We start from the raw sequence: 22,467 nt of genomic DNA on the forward strand, positions 1-22,467 counted from the left end.
GCAACGGCGGGGCCGGGGGCTCAGGATGTGGCGGTGGCGTGCGGAACAACCGGCTGCAAGCGTGCCCGCAGGCCGTCGGGTGCCAGCCGGCCCCCCGGCTTCGGAACGGCGGAGGTGGCGTTCGACGACGTGATGGTGTAGCGCTGCGCCAGGCGTGAGGTGGCGAGCGAGAGCTGCCGCATGGCCAGTGCCGCGCCGAGGCAGACTCGGGGACCGGCGCCGAACGGGAGGTACGTCGTGCCCCGCGCCGGCCGCCCGGCCAACCAGCGGCCCGGGTCGAAGTCGTCCGGTCGCCGCCACCATCGTGGATCGCGGTGGATCAGGTAGGCGGGCAGCAGTACCTCGTCGCCGGGGCGCAGTGACCACCTCGCCAGGGGCTGGGCGGTCCGCGCGGTGCGGGTCATCAGCCACGCCGGTGGATACAGCCGGAGCACCTCTCGCACCACGGCTTCGGCCAGCCGTAGCCGGGCCGGTGGTGGAGCGCAGCCGCCGGCGGTCCCGCCGGCCTCGTCACGCAGCTCGGCGGCGAGGCCGGGGCGCAGGGCGAGCTCCCGGACGATGGAGGCGAGCGCGGCGGCGGGCACGCCGTGGCCGCCCAGCAGGACGCCGCGCAGCGTCGACACCACGGTCCGGTCCGGCAGTCGGGGGTCGGCGTCCAGCAGCTGGTCGAGCAGGTCTGCCGGCGGGGTGCCGGCGCCCTCGGCCCGCCGTGCGCCGACGATACGGGTCAGTGTGTCGACGGTACGCCGGTGCACCCGGAAGAAGCGGCGGTCGCGGCGGCGCGGAATGAACGCGGGCAGGCGGTGCGACCCCGCCGCGAACCGCTCGACGGCGTCGGCGTTCTCGCGGAGCAGGCCCGGGATCTCGGAGGGGCCGGGGCCGAAGCAGTAGTCGGTGACCGCCTCGGCGGTGAATCGGTGCGTCATGGCCAGCACGTCGATCTCGTGACCGGCGGCGGGCCCGACGATCGTGTCGAGGATCTGGACGATCCGCCCGTCGTGGGCCGCGGCGGCGGTGTGGTTGAGCCCCGGCCACACGGTGCGGCGGGCGGACATCCAGGCATGGGCCTGCGCCGCTGCCCCGTCAAGGTCCGGCCGGGCGTCGAAGGGGGGCAGTTCGGTCAGGAACCCGGAGCCGGTGCGGGTGAGGACCTCGTGGGCCAGGTCCGGGTCGACAACGCAGACGGTCTGCTCGTCGAAGGAGAAGACGTCACCGTACTCGCGGTGGCAGCGCCGGAGGAACCCGATCCGGTCAGCCTCGTACGCGGGGCTGTTGCCCCTCAGCCAGTGCCCGGGCGGACCTGGTGGCCGTCGGCTCTCCTCGTCCCGCATCGCCGCGCCTCTCGCGCCTGTCGCACCACACGAGCACAGGATCCTGGCAGCCAGGATCCTGTGCTCGCCCGCCATCCACCTCCCGGTGGACGTCTTCTGGCCGGCGGGGCCGGCCTACTCGTAGTGGTAGGGCCAGTAGATGTAACGACCGCTGATCCGCTTCCTGCCCAGCAGGCGGACGGCCACCTTTCGCAGGGTCTGTGCCATGAAGCACCTCGCATCGATGAATGCGGATGGGACCTCCTGACATTCCCACAGGGGCGACGTGCGCGCAATGGGTTCGTGCCGTGTGGTGCCCCGGCGACCGCGAACCCGAGGTCCGACGTTCCGCTCGTCGCGCGGTGACCGTGCGGAGCGTCGGCGCCGATGCGGGGGCAGGGCTAGGGGAGTCTGGTGCACTCCTGCCAACGGTGCCACCACTGTTCCTCCGTGGGCTCGTCGGCCGCGATCACCAATGAGTTGATCATCTCGGCGGTCGTCTGCGGGCCGCTGGCCACCGCCTGCACGAGGCGTCGGATCTCGTCGCTCCGGTGCCGCATGACGTCGCCCACCAGGGTCTTGCCGGCCTCCGTGAGCGTCAGCAGGGCCACCCGTCGGTCCGTCGGCCGGTGGTGCCGGGCCACCAGGTCGCGGCGCACCAGGCGGTCGCAGGTCCTCGTCGCCGTGGACGGGTGCACGTGCAGCGCAGCCGCCAGGTCCACGGTGCGCAGCGGGCCTCGGGAGGCGAGGATGACCAGGGTCCGGTACTGCGACAGGGTGACCTCGACGTCCAGGGTCGCCAGCGTCCGGGCGGTGATTCCCACCATGGTGCGGCTGAGGGCCGAGAGTCCGTCGACCAGATCCTCGCCGCCGAGTGTCGACCGCGTATCGCTTCCCGCGTAAAGTCCCACCCGGCAATGATTGCATGGATACACGCAAACTTTCGGGACGGAACCGCTCATGCAGGCGAAAAACCACACGCGTCCCGCCGACCGGGCGGCGCGCTGGGAACGCCGCACAGGGCTCCCACTGACGATCATCGCGGTCGCCTTCCTCGTCGTCTACGCGGCGCCCATCCTCCGGCCCGACATGGGCGCGACCTGGCAGCGGACGTGCGAGGTCGCCACCATCGTCATCTGGTTGGTGTTCTGGGCCGATCTCGCGGTGCGCCTGGCGCTGACCGACCACCGGCGACGGTTCCTGCGGGACCACCTGTTCGACCTGGCCGTGCTGGCGCTGCCCGTCCTGCGGCCGCTGCGCGCACTACGGCTGGTCACCGTCGTGCTGACGCTCAGCCGGAGGACGGAGACGTGGGCCCGTGGCCGGCTCGCGATCTATGTCGGCGTGACCACCATGCTGCTCGTGCTGGTGTCCGCGCTGGCCGTGCTCGACGCCGAGCAGTCCGCCACGGACGCCAACATCGTCTCGTTCGACGACGCCCTCTGGTGGGCGGCGGTGACCATCACCACCGTCGGCTACGGGGACCACTATCCGGTCACCGACGCCGGACGGTTCGTCGCTCTGGGCCTCATGGTCGGGGGGATCGGCCTGATCGGTTTCGTCACGGGCTCGCTGGCCACCTGGATCGTGGAGCGGGTCTCCGACAAGGGGCAGCCGGCGGCGGCCACGAGCGAGGACATCGCCGTCCTCCGCGCCGAGATCGCGGCCCTGCGTCAGCAGCTCGACCCGTCGGCGCCGCGGACCGGCGACGAACGGCAGGGGCGGGACGACGTACCCCGACCCGCCCGCTGACCACGGTCGCTCCGCACCCGCCGACGGACGCGGGCCCGGCGTCGCCCGGGCCAGGCTGTCAGTGACTACCGGCGGAAGTCGACGGTAGCCGACGCACGATCGCCGTCCGGTGCGCGGGGAGCGCGACGGTGGCCAGGTCGCGCAGGACGGCGTCCAGCAGCCGTGCGACGCGCGGCTGCTCACCGGCGACGAGGCGGACGTCGTCGACGACCATGGCCAGGAGGATGTCGTACGGGACCCCGTTCATCCGGACGCGCACCGTACCGTCGTCGTCCCGGACGACGTGGACGGGGTCGGGGCGGTTGGCGAGTCGGCGCAGGAGGTCGTGCGCCTCCTGCACCGCCCGCACGGCCGTGGTCACGTCGTTGACGGCCGGGGACAGCGCGCGCTCGGCGATGTCGGCCAACTGTCGGAAACCGAAACCGACGTCCTGGCCCGGGGTGCGCTCCATGTCGATGGTGACGCCCTGGTTGACCTCGTCGCTCGGCACCGGGCGAGTCGTCGCGCCGGCTGTCCGGTGGACGCGCACCAGGGGTGCCCCCTCGACGACGAAGTCACCCGGGGCGGGGACGACGGTGATGGCGCAGTCGTGCCCGCGTGCCAGGCGGGCGAGCAGGGGGATGTCGACGTGGGTGATCATGCCGGGGTCCGGGGCCGGCACGGTCTGCGTGACCTCGCCGGGCACCACCGCCGACCGCCCGTCCGGCGCCGGAAGGCGGGCGATCGACCGCCGCGTCTGCGCGCCGATCGAGGCGATGATGTGCGAGACCCTCATCACCGTGGTGATGTGGTGCAGGTAGTAGATGAAGACGCCACTGCTGGCCAGGACGAGCAACATGGACATCGCGAGCGACAGTTCCGGGAACCGCTCTCCGTCCCGGGCCGGCAGCGCGGCGAGCACCACCATGGCGAACAGGAAGGTGGCGACGAACGTACCGAGCGTCGCCTGGATGATCCGATCCTGGAGGAACGTCCGCAGGACCCGCGGGGTGTATTGACTACTGGCCAGTTGCAGCGCCACGACCGTGATGGAGAAGACCAGCGCGGTGAAGGAGATCATCGCCGTGATGATCGACGACAGCAGTGACCGGGCGCCTGCGGGATTGCTGGGCAGGATCCCCTCGATGGGAAGGTCCAGTTGCAGCTCCAGCATCGACAGGCCGACGGCCGCCACCACCGCGCCCACCGCGAACATCCCCGGCACGAGCCAGAAGCTCTCCCGCACCTCGGCGAGCCGCGCGGACAGGGTACGGGGTCGGCTCACGACGACCGGTTCCTCAACGTCACCCACTCATCGTGGCGTACGTCGGTCTGCGGCGCGCTCCATCGCCTCGACGCGGCCACCGGACGCGAATTTCGACGGTACGCCTGGCCGGCCTCAGCGGTGGCCGGCACGCGAACCGTCCCCGCGTGAGGCGTACCCGCGTCTGTGTGAACCGGGGACGCCGGGGGTAGCGCGGTGGGATGGATCTGCTTCACCTCGGTTACGCCCTGGTCGGCGTCCTGGGGGTGCTGCTGGCCTTCTGGTCCAGCGCCATCCGTCGGGCACCGGTCAGCGAACCTCTGCTCGCGCTGCTGTTGGGCGTACTGGTCGGTCCGTTCCTCGGGCTGATCGACCTGCCCCAGCGCCAGGCATCCGTACTGACGCTGGAGGCGAGCCGGATCCTGCTGGCCGTCTCGCTGATGGCCGTCGCGCTGCGTTTCCCGCTGCCGGACTACCGGTCGGTGATCCGTCCGGTCGGTGTGCTCCTCGCCGTCGCGATGGCGGGTATGGCCGTGGTCAGCGCCGGCCTGGCCTGGCTCGTGCTCGGCCTTCCGGTGGCCCTGGCCGCGCTGCTGGGCGCCTGTCTGACGCCGACGGATCCGGTTCTGGCCTCCAGTATCGTCTCGGGGGGCCCCGCGGAACGGCAGCTGCCCGCTCGGCTACGTCAGGTGATCAGCGGCGAGTCGGGCGCCAACGACGGGCTCGCCTTCGTGTTCGTCGTGCTTGCGCTGGCCGCCGTGACATCCGGGTCCCTCGCCGGGCACCTCGCCGAGGCGGCGTGGGGGGTGGTGGGGGCCGTGGTGGTCGGTCTGGCGGTCGGCTACGCGGCAGGCCGGGCCGTCATGACGGCCGAGGCGCGGGAGGACGTGGACGAGGGTTCCCTGCTGATCTTCACGCTCGTGCTCGGCGTCGCGGCGCTGGGAGTTGCCCGACTGGCGCGCACGGACGGCATCCTCGCGGTGTTCGTCGCCGGCCTGGCCTACAACGCGGTCATCGGGGACCGGTCGCGGGCGTCGGAGCAGCAGCTCGACGACGCGTTGACCCGCTACCTGGTGTTGCCGTTGTTCTTCCTGCTCGGCATCGAGGTGCCGTGGCGTGACTGGGTTGCTCTGGGCTGGCCTCTGGTGGCCTTCGTGGCCGCGGTGCTGGTGTTGCGCCGTCTGCCGGTGGTGCTCGCGCTGAAGCCCGTACTGGGGATGTCCTGGCGGAGCGTGGTGTTCCTGGGCTGGTTCGGGCCGATCGGCGTGTCGGCGCTGTTCTATCTCACCCACAGTCAGGAGGAGGGAGCCCGGGACCCCCGGCTGTGGGCCGTCGGCAGCCTGGTCGTGGTCGCGAGCACCGTGCTGCACGGGATCACCGCGATGCCCGGCCGTCGCTGGTACGCCCGACGGTCGCCGACCGGTCACCGACGGCTGTCCGGGGCGGCGCCGGCGGCCGATGCCTGAGGCGGATAGATGGTGATGTCCTGCGTCTCCGACGCCACCCGGATGCCGTGCTCGGCGAAGCGGTCCAGCACCCGCCGGGTGACCTGGTCCTTGACCTGTCGGGCGGCACGCACCGGCACCACGAACCGCGCCGACAGCTCGACCCAGTTGGGGGTGGCGCGAACGAACACGCGGGCGTCCACCTCCGCCTCGGCGACCGGGTAGCGGTGGCGCATCTGCTCGATTGCGCTGCGTGCCTCGGCTGTCGAGGAGATGTTCCGCGCTTCCTCGCACAGGATGCTCTCCGCGAGGTGCCAGTCCGCCTGGTAGGGGATGGGGAAGGTCAGCTCGTCCCACAGGTGGTCCAGCACGGTGCTGCTGTTGTAGACCGGTGTGCAGAACACGAAGCGGTTCGACAGGGACACCACCCGGCCGGTGTACTGGCGGCCGCGGATCCAGGATCCCGGATCGGTGGAGGAGCCGCTCTCCAGGATGCGGGTGCGCAGCGGGGTGATGTCGAGGACGTCGCCGCGTACGTCGCACATCTGGATCCGGTCACCGACGCGGAACTGCCGCCCCGTGAGGATGCTGATCCACCCGGCGAACGCGCCGATGACCTCCTGCAGGGCCAGCGCGAGACCGACGCCGACTAGTCCGACGACCAAGCCGATCCGGCCGGCGAACGGTCGCCACAGCAGCGCCAGCGCGAACAGCAACGCCACGACGGTCAGGTAGTGCACCGCCTTGCGCAGGTAGTAACGGTTGGTGGTGTCGTGCACCCGGAGGGTGGCGAGGCGGCCGGCCAGCGGGGCGAGCGCGAGGGCCAGCAGGATCAGGACGGCGCTGGTCACGAGGCGGCCACCCACGCTGCTCGTGTCCCAGAAAGCCTCCATGAACCGGTCCATGCTGTTTGCCCATCGTCCTCGGTGGCGACCGGCGATGCGTGGCCGTCGCGTCGCCTCCACCATAGGCAGCCCTCGGCGGCGACATCTCGGAATACGCCTGGGCCGCCCAGCCGGTGATCCGCCGAGCGGCGAGGTGACTCACTGCCAGACCTTCACCTCCTGTGCGGCGAGCGCCCGCCCGCCTTCGAAGGCCCGGTACGGTCCCGGGGACCCGAGACGGTAACGGTCGCTGAGGTCGCGGTGGGAGAACCGGATCACGGTGCCCCGCACGGTCACGAGCTGCGGCGGAGCCGGCGCCGACAGACCCGTCGTCAGCACGAGCAGGGTTCCGCCGGTCAGGTCCGCGTCGCGTACGACGAACGCGCTGTCGGTGATGACCCGGTCGACGGCGGCGGTGACCGTCAGCCGGTCGCCCACCTCCGCCCGGGCGACGGTGCCCGGTCGGGTGGTGGGCACCACCGGCTCGGGGCTGGGCGGCGGCGCCGCGGGCGGGCTCGTGCAACCCGCGACGAGCAGGACCACCACCGGGAGCGCCGCCAGCGCCGGACGCACCCGGCTGTGCCATCCGCCCATCGCGGTCGCTCCGCTTCGTCGTGCCGAATGCTCTCCGTCATGCCGCATGTACAGGAACTTCCCCCGCGTGTGGCGGCACAATCGCGAAACCATGACGGTTGCGTGACGATCCCCGCCGTTGACGGCAGGGTCGCTGAGCAGGGGTTTTGGATCACGGGTGCCGGGTACCGCCCAGCGTCGACGGGAACATCGGCGCGACCGGGGCGCAACGCCACCCAGATCCGCGTCGAAGCCGTACGACGACCGGGGAGACGAAGACATGCGACTCCTGCAACAGCGCTACCGGCTCGACGAACCGGTCGGGCAGGGTGGCATGGCGGTGGTCTGGCGCGGTTTCGACCTGCGGTTGCAGCGTACGGTCGCCGTGAAGATGCTCTCCCCGGAGTTGCTGGACGACCCGGCGGCCCGTGGGCGGCTGCGTGGTGAGGCACTCGCCGCGGCGAGGCTCGACCATCCGCACGTCGCCGGCGTCTACGACTACGGCGAGCAGCGGCGCCGGGGCAGGGGACCGGCGCCCTTCCTCGTCATGGAGTTCGTCGACGGCGAGACCCTGGCCGCCTGCCTGGGCCGGTCGGGACGGATGCCCTGGCACGAGGTCGCCCGGGTGGGCGCCGCCGTGGCGGACGCCCTCGCCGCCGCGCATGCCGACGGACTCGTCCATCGCGACGTCAAGCCCGGCAACGTGATGCTCGGTTCCCGGGGGATCAAGGTCGTCGACTTCGGCATCGCCGCGGGCGTCGGCCAGGATCCCGCCGACGAGGGAGGGCTGATCTGGGGTACGCCGGCATACCTGGCTCCGGAGCAGGCGGCCGGTGCCACGGCGTCCCCAGCCGGTGACGTCTTCGCCCTGGGTCTGGTGCTGGCCGAGTGCGTCACCGGACAGAGCCCCGCCGGGCTGCGGCACGACGGGGGTGGGGCCGAACTCTCGTCCGTCCCCGGACTGCCCGACGGGGTGGCCGATCTGTTGGGGCGTTGCCTGTCACCGGACGCGGATCACCGGCCGGAGGCCGCCGAGGTGGCAGTCGCCCTCCGGTGCACCGCCGGCGTGCCGGTGGTGGTGCGGCCCGCGGGCCCCGTGTCCGACCTGCCGTCGGCCACCGGATCGACCCGTGCGCCCACCGATGGCCCGAGGGCTCCGGCCCGCACCGGAAGCACGCGACCGGGGACCGTCCGGGCGGCGGGCCCCACACGCCTGCGCAGGCTCCGCTCCCGGGCCGCGGTCGGCGTGCCGGCGGTCCTGCTCGCCGCGGTACTCGCCGGTCAGCTACCCGGCCTCACCACGCTGCACGACGCCGCGGACAGCGACACCGGCGGCGCCGAAGCACAGTCCGGCGGCTGCGCCGCCCGGTACACCGCCCACCGGATGCCGGACGGCGGGTTCCGTGCCGACCTGACCGTCACCAACATCGGAGGGCAGTGGCTGCGTGACTGGTCACTGGCGTTCGCCCTGCCGCCCGGCCACCGGCTCCTCACCACCGGTACGTCCTGGGACCAGGACCGCCGCCACGTGACCCTCGACCCGGCCAGTCCCTTGGCGCCCGGCGCGACCCTGGCGGCGGCGCTGCGGGGGACCGTCGAGGCCGAGCGGCTGAAGGCCCCGGTCGTGTTCTCCGTCAACGGACTTCCGTGTGACCGGGTGGTCAGTCAGATCGCGTCGCCCGTCGTCGGATCCGCCCCGCCACCCGCCTCCGCCCCGGCGGCACCGGGAAGCGGGCCGGCCGGCGAAGCTGCCGCCCCGCCGCCGTCCGGCGACGAGCCGGAGCCGCCCACGGCCCCGGCGGACAGCGATCCGCTCCCGCCGGGACCCGGCCCGGGCGGTGGCCCGCAGCCGCCCGCCAGCCCGCCGGCGACCGGGAACCCGCAGGCAACGGCCACCCCTCCAGCGCCCGTCGATCCCTCGCCGACCAGCGACCCGTCGCCGAGCACGGAACCCTCGCCGACCAGCGACCCGTCACCGAGCGGCGACCCGTCACCGAGCACCGACCCGTCACCGAGCGGCGAGCCCGCGCCGAGCAGCCCCCCGCCACCGCCGCCGCCCGGCGACGGGCCCACCTCCGGCCCTCGACCCAGCGCCACACCGACCACCGTCGGCCCGTCCGTCACCGGGTCGCCGACGGAGGTGGACGAATCCGCGACCGGAGCACCGCCGATCGCGGTGTGACAGCCCCGCCAGGGTCGGCCGCCGTGACGGGTGGACGGAGTGTGGCGCCCGTCCGACCGTGCGGGGGGATCAGGCCCTCGCACCTGCGCGCCCGCCCACGGTCGGGGCCGTGGGTCGATCTGGCCCGCCGGCGTTCCTGCGGGTAGCGTGGCATCGCGCAGGGATTGTTGCATGCGTGCAGGTTTCGGTCGGTGAGGTCGAAGGCCAGGGCAGCCGGAAGGCGCACGCCCGCGCGGTCGGGACCGGAACTGTGGTGCTGCGCGTCCGGCCACCCCCTCCCGAGCAACAGATCGGACTCCGACCGTGACCCCACACCCCGGTGCCCGTCGGTCGCGCTACCGCGACGTGCTGCCCACCATACGAGGCATCAGGACCGGTGCGTCCCGACTCGTCCGCTCCCGGTGGGCCAGGCGGGTCATGACCGTGGCCGCGGTGGTGGCCGTCACCACCATCGGCGTCACGGTCGGTGTCCTGCTGGGTGGCCGGGGCGAGAGCGACGTCGGCCCGTTCCGGGTCGCGTTCCACGTGACCCTCGCCACGGACGGCGGCACCGAGGTGGCCGTGCCACCCCTGGGATCACTCTTCCTCGACAGCCACGACGGTCCGGCCCAGCTGACCGCTCGCCTCGACTCGCTGGACCAACGACGGACCGAGGCGCTGATCAACGACCCCGCGTCTCTCGCCCACGCCGGGGAGAGCGCACCGCAGGACCTCCGTGACGCGCTGGTGCGCCTCGGGCTGCGTACGCTCGGGGTGGCGGTCCTGGCCTCGATGCTGCTCGCGGCCGTGACCTTCCGGTCCGTCCGCCGGGTCGCCTGGGCCGGCGGCCTGGCACTGCTCATGACCGGCAGCACCCTCGGCACCGCCGCCGCGACACTGCGACCGCAGGCGCTGGCGGAGCCGCGCTACGAGGGACTACTGGCCAACGCCCCCGCGTTGATCGGTGACGCCCAGCGGATCGCCGACGACTACGGCCGCTACGCCGAGCAGCTGCAACGACTGGTGGGCAACGTCGGCAAGCTGTACGCCTCCGTGTCCAGCCTGCCGATCTACCAACCGTCCCCCGACACCACCCGGCTGTTGCACGTCTCGGACCTGCACCTCAACCCCGCCGCCTGGCCGGTGATCAGGACCGTCGTCGAGCAGTACGACATCGACGCGGTGATCGACACCGGCGACATCACCGACTGGGGCAGCGAACCCGAGACGAACTACGTCTCCATGATCAGCCAGCTCGACGTGCCGTACGTCTACATCCGCGGCAACCACGACTCGCCCCGCACCGCCGCCGCGGTGGCCAGCCAGCGTAACGCGATCGTGCTCGACAACTCCGTCACGGTCGTCGCGGGGTTGCGGATCGCGGGTATCGCCGACCCCCGCTTCACCCCCGACAAACGGGACGACGCCTCCGGTCCCTGGGCAGAGTCGCCGACGACGGTCGAGGGCGCCGGAAGGCTCCTGGCCACCACCATCCGGGCCCTGGACGCACCCGTGGACATCGCACTGGTGCACGACCCGGCGTCCGCCGCCGCGCTCAACGGGGTCACGCCGGTCGTGCTCGCGGGGCACACGCACCGGCGCGAGGTGACGGTGCTGCCGAAGACCGGTGAGGTGACCACGCGACTGGCCGTGCAGGGATCCACCGGTGGGGCGGGTCTGCGGGGGCTCGAAGGCGAGGAGCCGACTCCGCTGGCCATGTCGGTGCTCTACTTCGGCCCGGACCGCCAGCTCAAGGCGTACGACGACATCCGGGTCGGTGGCACCGGCACCGCACAGGTCAGCCTCGACCGGAAGGTGATCGAGGCGCCTGCGATCAGTGCCACCGTGCCGTCCGGCGTGCCCAGCCCGGCGGCTGCGCCCAGCCCGTCCGCTGTGCCCAGCCCCACGGTCCGCCCCGGGGACCGGTAGGTCGAGCCCCCGCCGGCCACCAGCTCGATCGCCTGTTCCGCAGCGACAGCCGGAGAGCAGGGCGGTGCAGCAGTCACCGCGGCTCGTGGCGGCCGCCGCGGCCGGGGGGATCCGGCCGCCGCGGCTCCCGGGGCGTCAGTCGCGTCCGCGCTGCCGACGGTAGCGGCGGATCAGGGCGGCCGTGGACGAATCGGTGCCGCCGAGGTCCGGCTCGCCCTCGTGCAGCAGCGGCGCGAGCTGGTTGGCCATCACCTTGCCCAGCTCGACGCCCCACTGGTCGAACGGATTGATGCCCCAGATCGCGCCCTCGGTGAGCACGACGTGCTCGTAGAGGGCCACCAGCTGCCCGAACGTGGCCGGAGTCAGTCTGGGGGCGACGATCGAGGTGGTGGGGTGGTTGCCGGCCATCACCCGATGCGGCACCAGCTCCGGCGCGGTGCCCTCCGCCGCCACCTGTTTGGCGGTACGACCGAACGCCAGCGCGGCGGTCTGGGCGAAGAAGTTCGACATGAACAGGTCGTGCATGTCGCCGATGTCGTGGTTCGGCTCGCTGAAGGCGATGAAGTCCGCGGGCACCAGCCGGGTGCCCTGGTGGATCAGCTGGTAGAAGGCGTGCTGGCCGTTGGTGCCGGGCTCGCCCCAGAAGATCTCCCCGGTGTCGTGCGCCACCGGGGTGCCGTCGACCGTGACCGACTTGCCGTTGCTCTCCATGGTGAGCTGCTGCAGGTACGCGGGGAGGCGGTGCAGGTACTGCGCGTACGGCAGCACGGCGTGGGTCTGCGCGCCGAGGAAGTTGGTGTACCAGACGTTCAGCAGCCCCAGCAGCACCGGCACGTTGCGCTCCGGCGGCGCCGTACGGAAGTGCTCGTCCACGGCGTGGTAGCCGGCCAGCATCTCCCGGAAGCGCTCCGGTCCGATGGACAACATCACCGACAGGCCCACCGCCGAGGGCAGCGAGTACCGACCGCCCACCCAGTCCCAGAACCCGAACATGTTCTCCGGGTCGATGCCGAAGTCGCGGACCCGCTGCGCGTTGGTGCTGACGGCGACGAAGTGCCGGGCGACGGCGGCCTCGTCGGCACCGAGCCCGCCCAGCAGCCAGCGCCGCGCCTGGTGGGCGTTGGCCAGGGTCTCCTGCGTGGAGAAGGTCTTGGACACCACCACGAACAGAGTCGTCGCCGGGTCCAGGTCCGCGGTGGCCCCGTGGATGTCGGTGGGGTCGATGTTCGACACGAACCGGCAGGTCAGCCCGCCGTCGCGGTAGGCCTTCAGGGCCTCGTACGCCATCACCGGGCCGAGGTCGGAACCGCCGATGCCGATGTTGACCACGGTGCGGATCCGCTCACCGGTGTGCCCGCGCCACTGCCCCGCGCGCACTGTCCGCGCGAAGGCCGCCATCCGGTCCAGCACCTCGTGCACGTCTGCGACCACGTCCTGCCCGTCCACGATCAGCGAGGCGCCGCGGGGCAGTCGCAGCGCGGTGTGCAGCACGGCGCGGTCCTCCGTGGCGTTGAGGTGCGCTCCGGAGAACATCGCGGCGATCCGATCGGTCAGCCCGACGCGGCGGGCCAGCGCGGTGAGCAACCCGAGCGTGGTGTCGGTGACCAGGTTCTTGCTGTAGTCCACGTAGAAGTCGGCCATCTCGACGGCCAGCCGTTCGCCGCGGCGCGGGTCGGCGGCGAACAGGTCGCGCAGATGGAGCCCGCGGATCTCCTCGGCGTGCCTGTGCAGTGCCTGCCATTCGGCGGTGCTGGTGACGTCCGCAGCCATCGGGTCGATCGTCTCCTCTGAAGGATCGGCATCCCGTCGGCGTCCGGACTGCCGACGGGGCAGGTGACCTCAGCCTGCCAGCACGAAGATCGACGTGCGAGTCGGACGCGGACACTCCCGGATGCTGAGCCCGTCCGGACCACAGCCCGCCCGCGGGGCCGGGGAATGGGACAGGTCCGCGCAACCGATGCGTACCCGCCCCGCCGGCAGGGCATGGTGGGTGCATGACGACATCGACCCCGAGCGCCGCCAGTTCCGTGGCCGACCGTCGCGCCGACGGGGGCCGCGTACCCCAGACGCTGCTGTTGCTGGGTGCCAGCGGCGACCTGGCCGCGCGACTGCTGCTGCCCGGGCTGGGTCGGCTGGTGGGCGGCGGAGCCCAGCCCGGGCTGAGGCTGGTCGGCAGCGGCGCGGAGGACTGGGACGACGAGCGGTGGCGTCGCCGCGTGGCCGAGTCCTTCGCCATGGTGGGTGCGGACGGGCCGGCGGAGACCGAGGTGGTCCGCGCCGCCCGGTACGTGCCGGCGGACGTGACCCGCGAGGAGGACCTGCGGCGGCTGCTGGCCACCTGCCACGGCCAGTTGGTGATCTTCTTCGCCCTGCCGCCGACGGTCACCGCCCGGGCCGCCGCGGCGCTGACCCGCGTCGGCCTGCCGCCCGGCACCCGACTGATGCTGGAGAAGCCGTTCGGCACCGACGAGGTCTCGGCGCGGTCGCTCAACGACATCCTGGCCGGGCTCGTGCCGGAGGACCAGGTGCACCGCATCGACCACTTCCTCGGCAAGTCCACCGTGGTGAACATCCTCGGGTTGCGCTTCGCCAACCGGATCTTCGAGCCGGTGCTCAACGCCGCGCACGTGGCGTGCGTGGACATCGTCTTCGACGAGACGCTGGGCCTCGAGGGTCGTGCCGGCTACTACGACGGCGCGGGCGCGCTGGTCGACATGGTGCAGAGCCACCTGTTGCAGATCCTCGCGCTCATGGCGATGGACGCGCCGCCCACCCTCGACGCGCGGGACCTGCGCGGGCGCAAGGCGCAGGTGCTGCGGGCCACGCGGGTGTGGGACGGCGACCCGGCGAGGTGGAGCCGGCGGGCCCGCTACACCGCCGGCGAGGTCGGCGGGCGACGGCTGCCCGCGTACGCCGACGAGCCGGGCATCGAGGCGACCCGGGGGACCGAGACGTTGGCGGAGGTGGTGCTGGGCGTGGACACGTGGCGGTGGGCGGGCGTGCCGTTCCGGCTGCGCTCGGGCAAGGCGCTGGCCGGCACCCGCAAGGAGGCCGTCGTCACCTTCAAACAGCCGCCCCGGGTGCCCACCGGCCTCACCGGGCTCGAGCAGCCGGATCGGCTCCGGATCGGCTTCGGCCCGGACCGGCTGGGCCTCGACGTCAACATCAACGGCCCCGGCAACCCGCTGGAGCTCGACCAGGTGCACCTGACGGCCGACTTCGGTCCCGGAGGCCTGCCGCCGTACGGGGAGGTGCTGCGCGGCGCCTTCGACGGCGACCCGACGCTCTCGGTGCGGGGCGACACCGCCGAGGAGTGCTGGCGCATCGTGGGGCCGGTGCTCGAAGCGTGGCGGGCGGGGGCGGTGCCGTTGCAGGAGTACCCGGCGGGCAGCCACGGACCGGGGGACTCCCTCCTGGCCTGCCCGCCCGGCGACGCGCGGTGGCGCTGAGGACGCCCGCCCGCCACCGGGTGGCTGCGGCCTCCGCTTGACTCTGGCGGTGCCGTTCACGACCATCACGGCGTGCGTGTGAAGTCGCTTGTCGCCCTGCTCGTCCTGACCCTCGCCGGGGCGGGCCTGCCCGCCTGCGGGAAGTCCGCCCCGAACGGCGACACGACGCCGGCCCCGGCAGCCGCGTCGGCGCCGGCCGGCGGTGGTGAGGCGACCGGTTCCAGGCGTACCCCGGCGGCCCGTTCCGGCTTCGGCGGGCCCTCGGCGAGTGCGAGCCCGAGGCCCTCGACGAAGGCGGCCGGGACGCTGAGGGCCGGCAACCCGGGAGGCGGCGCGCCCGTGCCGGCCGAGGCGCGGGCCGTCGACACGTCGAAGCCGACCCGGACGATCGGCGGCGGCACCGCTGCCAGCTGCACGTCGGCCGCGGTGGTGAAGGCGGTCGCGGCCGGCGGCGTCATCACCTTCGACTGCGGGCCGGAACCGGTGACGATCAAGATGACGGCCACCGCCAAGGTCCGCAACGCCAACGGGCCGAGGGTGGTGCTGGACGGCGGCGGCAAGGTCACCCTCAGCGGCCAGGGACAGCGCCGGATCCTGTACATGAACACCTGCGACGGCGCGCAGGGCTGGACCACCTCCCACTGCCAGAACCAGGACCACCCGCAGCTCACCGTGCAGAACCTGACGTTCGCCGACGGCAACTCCACCGGCGAGCGGACCGAGGGTGGCGGCGGTGGGGCGGTCTTCGTGCGGGGCGGCCGGTTCAAGGTGGTCAACTCGCGCTTCGTCCGCAACCGCTGCGAGCGGACCGGCCCCGACCTGGGCGGCGCGGCGATCCGGGTGCTCAGCCAGTACGAGAACAGGCCGGTGTACGTCGTGGGCAGCACGTTCGACGGCGGCGTGTGCGCCAACGGCGGCGCACTGAGCAGCATCGGTGTCTCCTGGGTGGTGCTGAACAGCGTCCTGCGCGACAACCGGGCGGTCGGCGCCGGGGCCAACCCGGCCAGGGCCGGCACGCCTGGCGGCGGCAGCGGCGGGGCGATCTACTGCGACGGCAACGAGTTCACCGTCCGGATCGCGGGCACGATCATCGAGGGCAACAAGGCGAACGAGGGCGGCGGGGCCGTCTTCTTCGTCAGCAACAACCGCACCGGCACGATGCGGATCGAGAACTCCGCCCTGCGCCGCAACCCGAGCGACGGCTTCGAGACGCGCGGCTACCCCGGCATCTTCTTCCTCGGCGCCCGCAACCCCACGGTGACCAACTCCAAGCTCAGCTGACCGCCAGTGTGGCGGGGTCGCTCCAGCAGTTGGCGAGTTGCCCCGATGCCCATCGGCAACGTGCACGGTGCCGGCCGGGTGTTCCGCTGGTGCGGCTCAGCCGGCGGCGGGGTCGAGGCCGAGGACCTCGACGGCCAGTCCGGTGATGTTCTCGACGGTCCGTTCCGGACCGCCGGCCCCCTCCACCATCAACAACAGGTGTCCGACCCCGGGCAGCGCGGCGGCCGCGGCGAGGGTCTGCCTGCACCGTGGGGCCGCGCCGACCGGATGGATGTCCAGCAGGTGGTCGACGTACCGGTCGGGGTCACGTCGCGCGGCGGTGGCGCCGTCGACGCGGACGTATTCGCCGGTGCCGGCCAGCAGGTCCGGCAGGGCGCCCCGTACCGCCCGTTCGGCGGCCCGGTCACTGTCCGCCAGGTACGCCAGGTGGGTGCTCGCGTGCCGGATCTCGTCCGGGTCGTGCCCGTGGCGGGTGGCCACGTCGGCGTACCGGTCGAGCATCCCGGCCTTCTCCTCGACGGTGGCGTGCATGCCGAGCAGCAGCGGGATGCCCCTGGCCGCCGCGATGTCCACCGTGGCGGCCGACGTCGCCGCGATCCAGGTGGGTACGCGGCGGCGCGGACGGGGCACGACCGGTACCGGTCGGAACGTGAACCGGCCGGTGCTCGACACGGTTTCCGCCCCGGAGAGCCACCTGGAGAGCAGGTCCACGGATTCGGCGAATCCCTCCGCGTAACGGTCCAGACCGGTGCCGAACACCTCCAGGTCGACCCAGGGGCCGCCGCGCGCCACACCAAGCCGGAACCGGCCGCCGGACAGTTCGTCGAGCAGGACGGCCTCTTCGGCCAGCGCGACCGGGTGCCGGTTGGAGAGGACGCAGGCGGCTGTCCCGACCGCGATGCGGCGGGTCGCGCCCAGCAGGTGCCCGGCGAACGTGACCGCCGAGGGACAGACCCCGTAGGAGATGAAGTGGTGCTCCGCGATCCACACCCCGGCGTAGCCCGCGTTCTCGGCCGCGAGACCGTAGGCGTGGGCGTCGGCGAGAGCCCGGGCGTGAGACGTCCCGGCGGGCAGCCCTGCGAGCAGGAACAGGTGCGGGTGCACACCCGTTCCTGCCAGCAGGCCAGCGGGCGGGTCAGCAGTCACGCAGCTCGGGGGACTGGTTGAGCAGTTGGCCCCGCACCGAGGTGAACCGGCGGTAGGACTCCGAGTCGACGGCGCCGGGACGGAACGCGGCGGCCCGATGGCAGTTCTGGAAGGCGAACTTCACGCCGAAGTGTCGTTCCAGACCGCCTCTGATGGCGTCACTGGCCAGCGCCCGCAGCAGCTGACCGCGCTCCGCCTCGTTCGCCGGCGGGATGACGTTGTCCGCGAAGTCGGCGGAGGAGGACTCCAGGTCGGCGACGATCCGGCTGAGCGTCTGCCAGGCGTACGGGAGCGATTCCCGGACGCAGGCGACGAAGTCGGCGTCGTCGACGTGACCTCGTTCGGCTGCTTCGAGCAGGGCGGGCGGGACGGTGAGGGACATGATCCTCCTCGGGATACCGATAATGACTACGGTTGTCGTTGCCCTGTAGCGGCATGAGCACACACGTGACGGCGGTCGGCGTCAATGCGTGGACCGGTGTCGGGTGACTTCGGGGCGAGTTGTCGCAGCCGGGCCGCGTGGGCTCGGGGCGCCGTTGACCCGGGCTCAGCCGAGCGCCGGCGTGCTGGGGCGCACTGTCGCGGGTCCCATCAGGAAGTCGGGGTCGATCTGGGCGGTGAGGTCCGTCCCGGTCCGTTCGTTGGCCCAGGCGGCGGCGTTCCGGCGGTGGAAGTCGTGCGCGTGACGGGTGAACGCCGGCCAGTCCTGGACCGTCGCGTCGACGGCGTCGGTCAGCTGGTGCAGCACGGCCCGGTTGGTGGCCTCGAGATCGTCCAGCGGGCCGACGGTGCCCCGTTCCGCCCGCCGGATGTACGGCGACCGGCTGACCCAGGTCAGCAGGTCCGCGCCGACGTGTTCGCGGAGGAAGGCCACGTCGGAGGAGTCCTCGATCTTGTTGCCGACGACCGAGAGCGCGACGCCGTAGTCGCTGGCGTAGCCGGCGTACTGGCGGTAGACACCGACGCTGCGCAGGGTCGGCTCGCAGACCAGGAAGGTCCGGTCGAAGCGGGTGAACAGGCCGGAGGCGAAGGAGTCCGCGCCGGCGGTCATGTCCACCACCACGTACTCGCCGGGGCCGTCGACGAGGTGGTTGAGCAGCAGCTCGACCGCGCCGACCTTGGAGTGGTAGCAGGCCACGCCGAGGTCGTCCTCGGTGAACGCGCCGGTCACGGCGAGGCGTACGCCGCCGATCCGGTGGACCGACGCGGTGTAGATCGGGTTCTCCTCGTCCACCCTCAGCAGTCGCGAGCCGGCGCCGGGCGGGGTGGTCTTGACCATCTCCGCCGCCGAGGCGATCCGTGGGTTCTCGCCGCGCAGGTACTCCTTCATCTGCGGCAGGAACTCCCCGAGCGGGGTGAGCCGCGCCGCGCACTCCGGGGTGCCGCCGAGTGCCACCGCGAGATGCTGGTTGATGTCGGCGTCGATGGCCAGCACCGGGTGCCCGCCGTCGGTCAGGTGACGTGCGAGGAGCGCCGCGAGGGTCGTCTTCCCGCTGCCGCCCTTTCCGACGAATGCGATCTTCATCAGGGTTGCTCCCACTCTCCGGATATGGAAACCATTTCCATGACACGCACTGTAGTGGTTGGCGACCCTGCTTGTCCGGAGACCGCCGGGGCGCGGCGTGTCGGGGTCGGACGGCGACGACAAGAGGACCGCGCCGGGCTCAGGCGCGGAGCCGGGCGCTGATTGCGCCCCTGTCGCGTCCGGGTCAGCGCTGCACGAGGGCGCAGGCCAGCAGCGCGCAGCCGAGCCAGCCGGTGAACGCCGCCAGGGTGCCCGTGGCCGTCGCCGAGGCGAGCCGGTCGACGAGGAACCGGTGCGTCAGCAGCGAGACGACCAGGCTGCCCGCGAGCGGCAGCGCGCCGAGCCGGAGCAGGTCCCACACGCCCGGGCCGCCGTAGCAGGCCAGGGTCTTCTCCGTGCATGGCTGCACCGGGCCGGGCCGCTCCGGGGCCAGGCCCAGGAACTCCGGGCCGAGGATCCAGGTCGCCGCCGCGACCGGCGCGAGCACGGCGAGGGCGTACCAGCCGGCCAGCACGGCGAGACTGCGTCGGGCCACGGTCCACCGCACCGGGGGAGGGTAGCAACCGGCAGCCGGTCTCGCGGGGCGGTGCGGCCGTACGCGGCCCGCTCCTGGTGCGTCCGTCACCGGAACGCCCGGCGCCGGCTGACCCGGGGGCGGCGCCGGTGTCGACGCCGCCCCCGGGCGGTTCAGGCGAACGTGCAGGTGGCGCCGTTCAGGGTGAACGAGGAGGGCCGGCCCGTGTCACCGGTGTGGGTGGCCTGGAAGCCCACGCTGACCGACGCGCCGGGCGCGATGGTGGCGTTGTAGGAGACGTTGCGGGCGGTGACCGCGCCGCTGGTCGGGGCGTACGTCGCGTTCCAGCCGTTGGTGATGCGCTGGCCGGCGGGCAGCGTGAAGCCCAGCGACCAACCGTCCACCGTCGCGGCGCCGGTGTTGGTGACTGTGACCGCGGCGGTCAGCCCGGCGTTCCAGGCGTCGACGGTGTAGCCCACCCGGCAGGCGCCCGGCGGGGGAGTGCTGGGCGGCGGGGTCGTCGGCGGCGGGGTCGTCGGCGGCGCGGTCGTGGGGGGCGGGGTCGTCGGCGGCGCGGTCGTGGGGGGCGCCGTCGTAGGGGGCGCGGTGGTGTCGAGCCCGAAGAAGCGGATCGCCTGCGCCGCGTCGACCGGCAGGTTGTGCGAGACCCCCTGCATGCTGATCGCCTCGACCGGCGCCCGGTCGCCGCTGCCGCCGTAGCGGGTGCGGGTGTGGCCGGCCTGCGGGCTGTCGGTGTACGTCGGCGTCTGGCTCAGCCCGTGCACGTCGGTCCACTGCTTGATCTGCTCGCCGAAGTTCGGGTAACGCAGCACCTCGTCGTTCGTCCCGTGCCACGTCTGCATGCGGGGCCGGCGGCCGGTGTATCCCGGGTGGGCGTCGCGGACGAGGTCCCCCCACTGCTGCGGGGTCCTGGTGACCTGGCCGTTGGCGCACTCGCTGTTCCACTCGGAGCCGTTCGTGGTGGCGAAGCAGCCGAAGGGGACCCCGGAGAACGCCGCCCCGGCGCTGAACACGTCGGGGTAGAGCCCGAGCAGGACGTTGGTCATCATCGCCCCGGACGAGATGCCGGTGGCGAAGATCCGGTCGGGGTCGACGGCGTACCGCTGCCGCACGTGGTCGACCATCGACTTGATGCCCACCGGGTCGCTGCCGCCGTCGCGGCGCAGTGCCTGCGGGGAGGAGACGTCGAAGCACTGGCTGCTGCGGGTCACCGACGGGTAGACGACGATGTAGCCGTACCGGTCGGCGAGCGCCGCGTACCGGGTGTTGGCGTACATGGCGGGGCCGGTGCCGGTGCAGTAGTGCACCGCGACCAGCAGCCCCGGCCGGGGCGCGACGGAGTCCGGCACGTACAGGTACATGCGCAGGTTGCTGGGGTTGGGGCCGAAGTTCGTCACCTCGGTCAGGGTCGCGGCGGACGCCGGTGGGGCGAGCGCCACCGCTGCCAGCGCGGTCAGCGCGGCGGCGGCCAGGGCGGCGCCCAGCAGTCGGAGTCTTGCTCTCATGGGCCGTTCCTCTCCTCGGACGGTGGACAGGGTGGGGTTCCGATCGAGGGCTGCCCGGCTGCCCGATCACGTCCGGCTCAAGAACATCGACAAGTATCTATAAGTGCCGAAGGTCTGGCAAGCGTCGGCCGCGGGTGACCGGCCGTCGCGCCGCTCGCGTCGTCACGGCGCCAGTCGCTTCTCGAACCAGTGGTGGGCGTAGGGCTCGGCGTTGTACGCCTCGATCTCCCGGTAGCCGGCCGCCCGGTACATCGCGATCGCCTCCGTGAGGTTGCGGTTGGTGTCCAGCCGGACGGCGGTCCAGCCCCGTCCGGCGGCGTACCGTTCCAGCTCGCTGAGCATCCGCCGGCCGAGCCCGAGCCCGCGTACGGCGTCCGCCACCCAGACCCGCTTGATCTCGGCGGGTGCGCCACGGTGGAGCTTCACCGCGCCGCAGCCGACCGGCTCGGCGTTGAGGGTGGCGAGCAGGAACACGCCCGCCGGGGGGACGAGTTCCTCGTCGCGGACCGGGTTGCTCCGGGCCGGGTCGAACCCGCCGTCGAAGCGTCGTGCCACCTCCCGGGCGTACGCACGCACGCACGCGCGTGCCCGCGGGTCGCCCGGCGGGCAGGGCCCGATGAGCGCCATCGACGCGACGAGCAGCCGCTCCACCTCGGCCATCGCCGCGACGAGCCGCTCGCGGCGTCGCCCGGTGAGCGGTGCGAGGATCGACCGGGCGAACCCGTCGGAGCGCTCGTCGAGCTCGGCCCACTCGGCGCGGCCGGCCCCGGTGAGCGTGGCGATCCGCACCCGCCCGTCCCCGCCGGCCTGCTCCGACGGCCCGACGGCGACGAGGCCGTCGCCCTCCAGGGCGCGCAGGAGGCGGCTGAGGTGCCCCGAGTCCAACCCGAGCCGGGACCGCAGCGCGGCGACCTCGGCGCCGCCGGGGCCGATCTCCCACAGCAGACGGGCCTGGGCGAGGGGACGGGCGCGCGCCATGTACTCGTCGTCGAGGGCCCCCACCCGCTGGGTCACCGTCCGGTTGAACCGCCGCACGGCGGCGATGAGTTCCGCTTCCATGAAGCCTGACTTTAGTCAGCGATATGGCCGTCCGCGTCGGTGCCTCCCCGGCGGCACGCGCGAAACCCTCCGCGCACCACCCCGCCGGCCCCGCCGTGCCGGCCGGGGCCGGCGTCGACCTGGCGGTCCCGGGGCGGCGCGGCCGGCGCCACCCCGGGATCGCCCGGCGGTCGTGTTCAGGAGGCGGTGCAGGAGCGCACCTGTGGACGTGTCCAGGTGCCGTTGGCCATCGTGGTGAACCCGAAGACGTTGCCGCTGCCGTTGGAGCGCATGGTCATGACGTTTCCGCTGCCGTCCCAGCTCGGGGTGCCGTTCCAGGTGGCCGAGACCTTCTGCGGCGGCGTCACCGCGACGACGACCGTCCAGTTGGTGGCGCCGCTGACCGTGACGTCGCTGTTGAACCGGTCGCCCCAGCGGGTGCCGTCGCGCAGCGTGGCGGTGCAGCTTCCCCCGCCCGGGGGCGGGGTGGTCGGGCCGGTCGTCGGCGGCGGCGTGGTCGGCGGGGGAGTGCCGTTGTTCAGGGCGGCGAGGACCGCGTCGTACGCCGGCTTCTTGTTGCCGTTGCCGTCGAAGAGCAGCGGGGTGCCGCTGGCCCGCCAGGAGTCGGTGTCGCGGATGCCCCAGACGGTGATGCCGGTGCAGCGGGCGACGGCGAGGCAGTCGTTGACCA

Annotated in this window: 19 protein-coding genes; 6 read left to right on the top strand and 13 right to left on the bottom strand. The window is 72.9% G+C overall.

The genetic code is table 11. The annotated features are described in order from the left end of the window. Positions 1-20: 20 nt before the first annotated feature. Positions 21-1,331 (bottom strand): cytochrome P450, encoded by a 1,311-nt coding sequence (locus tag KBX06_RS26165; protein WP_210839604.1) that lies wholly within the window; start codon positions 1,329-1,331, stop codon positions 21-23. 380 nt (positions 1,332-1,711) lie between these two features. After that, positions 1,712-2,137 carry a MarR family winged helix-turn-helix transcriptional regulator gene (locus tag KBX06_RS26170; RefSeq protein WP_247686712.1) on the bottom strand — a complete coding sequence of 142 codons (426 nt, stop codon included), beginning with the start codon at positions 2,135-2,137 and terminating at the stop codon, positions 1,712-1,714. A 133-nt stretch (positions 2,138-2,270) separates the two neighbouring features. On the opposite strand from KBX06_RS26170, the gene KBX06_RS26175 reads away from it, so the two are divergent. Beyond that, positions 2,271-3,062 carry a potassium channel family protein gene (locus tag KBX06_RS26175; RefSeq protein ID WP_210839606.1) on the top strand — a complete coding sequence of 264 codons (792 nt, stop codon included), beginning with the start codon at positions 2,271-2,273 and terminating at the stop codon, positions 3,060-3,062. 58 nt (positions 3,063-3,120) lie between these two features. Here KBX06_RS26175 and KBX06_RS26180 read toward each other — a convergent pair whose 3' ends face one another. Continuing rightward, entirely contained in the window at positions 3,121-4,326 is a 1,206-nt protein-coding gene (locus KBX06_RS26180; protein WP_210839607.1) for a DUF2254 domain-containing protein, read from the bottom strand. Positions 4,327-4,526: 200 nt separating this feature from the next. On the opposite strand from KBX06_RS26180, the gene KBX06_RS26185 reads away from it, so the two are divergent. Next, positions 4,527-5,771 (top strand): cation:proton antiporter, encoded by a 1,245-nt coding sequence (locus tag KBX06_RS26185; RefSeq protein WP_210839608.1) that lies wholly within the window; start codon positions 4,527-4,529, stop codon positions 5,769-5,771. Here the strand turns inward: KBX06_RS26185 and KBX06_RS26190 are convergent. Both KBX06_RS26190 and KBX06_RS26195 read right to left on the bottom strand, forming a co-directional pair. Continuing rightward, a complete protein-coding gene (locus KBX06_RS26190) occupies positions 5,729-6,643 on the bottom strand; it encodes a mechanosensitive ion channel family protein (protein WP_210839610.1) in 915 nt (304 codons plus the stop codon). The two genes, KBX06_RS26185 and KBX06_RS26190, sit on opposite strands and share 43 nt — an antisense overlap. Positions 6,644-6,793: 150 nt before the next feature. Continuing rightward, entirely contained in the window at positions 6,794-7,228 is a 435-nt protein-coding gene (locus KBX06_RS26195; RefSeq protein WP_210839612.1) for a hypothetical protein, read from the bottom strand. A 259-nt stretch (positions 7,229-7,487) separates the two neighbouring features. Here KBX06_RS26195 and KBX06_RS26200 point away from each other — a divergent pair, with 259 nt between their 5' ends. Beyond that, a complete protein-coding gene (locus tag KBX06_RS26200; RefSeq protein ID WP_210839614.1) occupies positions 7,488-9,389 on the top strand; it encodes a serine/threonine-protein kinase in 1,902 nt (633 codons plus the stop codon). 348 nt (positions 9,390-9,737) lie between these two features. Beyond that, positions 9,738-11,297, top strand: a complete 1,560-nt coding sequence (locus KBX06_RS26205) for a metallophosphoesterase (protein WP_247686714.1) — start codon at positions 9,738-9,740, stop codon at positions 11,295-11,297. A gap of 135 nt (positions 11,298-11,432) precedes the next feature. Here KBX06_RS26205 and pgi read toward each other — a convergent pair whose 3' ends face one another. Then, entirely contained in the window at positions 11,433-13,067 is a 1,635-nt protein-coding gene (pgi, locus tag KBX06_RS26210) for a glucose-6-phosphate isomerase (protein WP_210839619.1), read from the bottom strand. A gap of 224 nt (positions 13,068-13,291) precedes the next feature. Here pgi and KBX06_RS26215 point away from each other — a divergent pair, with 224 nt between their 5' ends. Both KBX06_RS26215 and KBX06_RS26220 read left to right on the top strand, forming a co-directional pair. After that, entirely contained in the window at positions 13,292-14,746 is a 1,455-nt protein-coding gene (locus tag KBX06_RS26215; protein WP_210839621.1) for a glucose-6-phosphate dehydrogenase, read from the top strand. 78 nt (positions 14,747-14,824) lie between these two features. Further along, positions 14,825-16,027: a hypothetical protein gene (locus KBX06_RS26220; protein WP_374225677.1), complete on the top strand. Its 1,203-nt coding sequence runs from the start codon at positions 14,825-14,827 to the stop codon at positions 16,025-16,027. 96 nt (positions 16,028-16,123) lie between these two features. On the opposite strand, the gene KBX06_RS26225 is transcribed toward KBX06_RS26220, so the two are convergent. The 7 genes from KBX06_RS26225 to KBX06_RS26255 form a co-directional block, all read right to left on the bottom strand. Beyond that, positions 16,124-17,173, bottom strand: coding sequence for an LLM class flavin-dependent oxidoreductase (locus KBX06_RS26225; RefSeq protein ID WP_307854764.1), 1,050 nt, complete (start codon positions 17,171-17,173; stop codon positions 16,124-16,126). Beyond that, positions 17,163-17,555, bottom strand: a complete 393-nt coding sequence (locus KBX06_RS26230; protein WP_210839624.1) for an SCO5389 family protein — start codon at positions 17,553-17,555, stop codon at positions 17,163-17,165. The genes KBX06_RS26225 and KBX06_RS26230 overlap by 11 nt, the downstream gene beginning before the upstream one ends. 165 nt (positions 17,556-17,720) lie before the next feature. After that, a complete protein-coding gene (locus KBX06_RS26235; protein ID WP_210839625.1) occupies positions 17,721-18,698 on the bottom strand; it encodes an ATP-binding protein in 978 nt (325 codons plus the stop codon). A 184-nt stretch (positions 18,699-18,882) separates the two neighbouring features. Then, on the bottom strand, positions 18,883-19,245 hold the full coding sequence (locus tag KBX06_RS26240) for a hypothetical protein (RefSeq protein ID WP_210839626.1): 363 nt from the start codon (positions 19,243-19,245) through the stop codon (positions 18,883-18,885). Between the two features lie 140 nt (positions 19,246-19,385). Beyond that, positions 19,386-20,738, bottom strand: coding sequence for a PHB depolymerase family esterase (locus KBX06_RS26245; protein ID WP_210839627.1), 1,353 nt, complete (start codon positions 20,736-20,738; stop codon positions 19,386-19,388). Positions 20,739-20,900: 162 nt separating this feature from the next. Further along, entirely contained in the window at positions 20,901-21,797 is an 897-nt protein-coding gene (locus KBX06_RS26250) for a bifunctional helix-turn-helix transcriptional regulator/GNAT family N-acetyltransferase (protein ID WP_210839628.1), read from the bottom strand. A gap of 176 nt (positions 21,798-21,973) precedes the next feature. Beyond that, positions 21,974-22,467, bottom strand: a 494-nt coding sequence (locus tag KBX06_RS26255) for an endo-1,4-beta-xylanase (protein ID WP_210839629.1), incomplete at its 5' end; no start/stop codon positions are given.

Source organism: Micromonospora sp. C31, assembly GCF_018070575.1.
In the GTDB taxonomy this organism is placed as follows: Bacteria; Actinomycetota; Actinomycetes; order Mycobacteriales; family Micromonosporaceae; genus Micromonospora.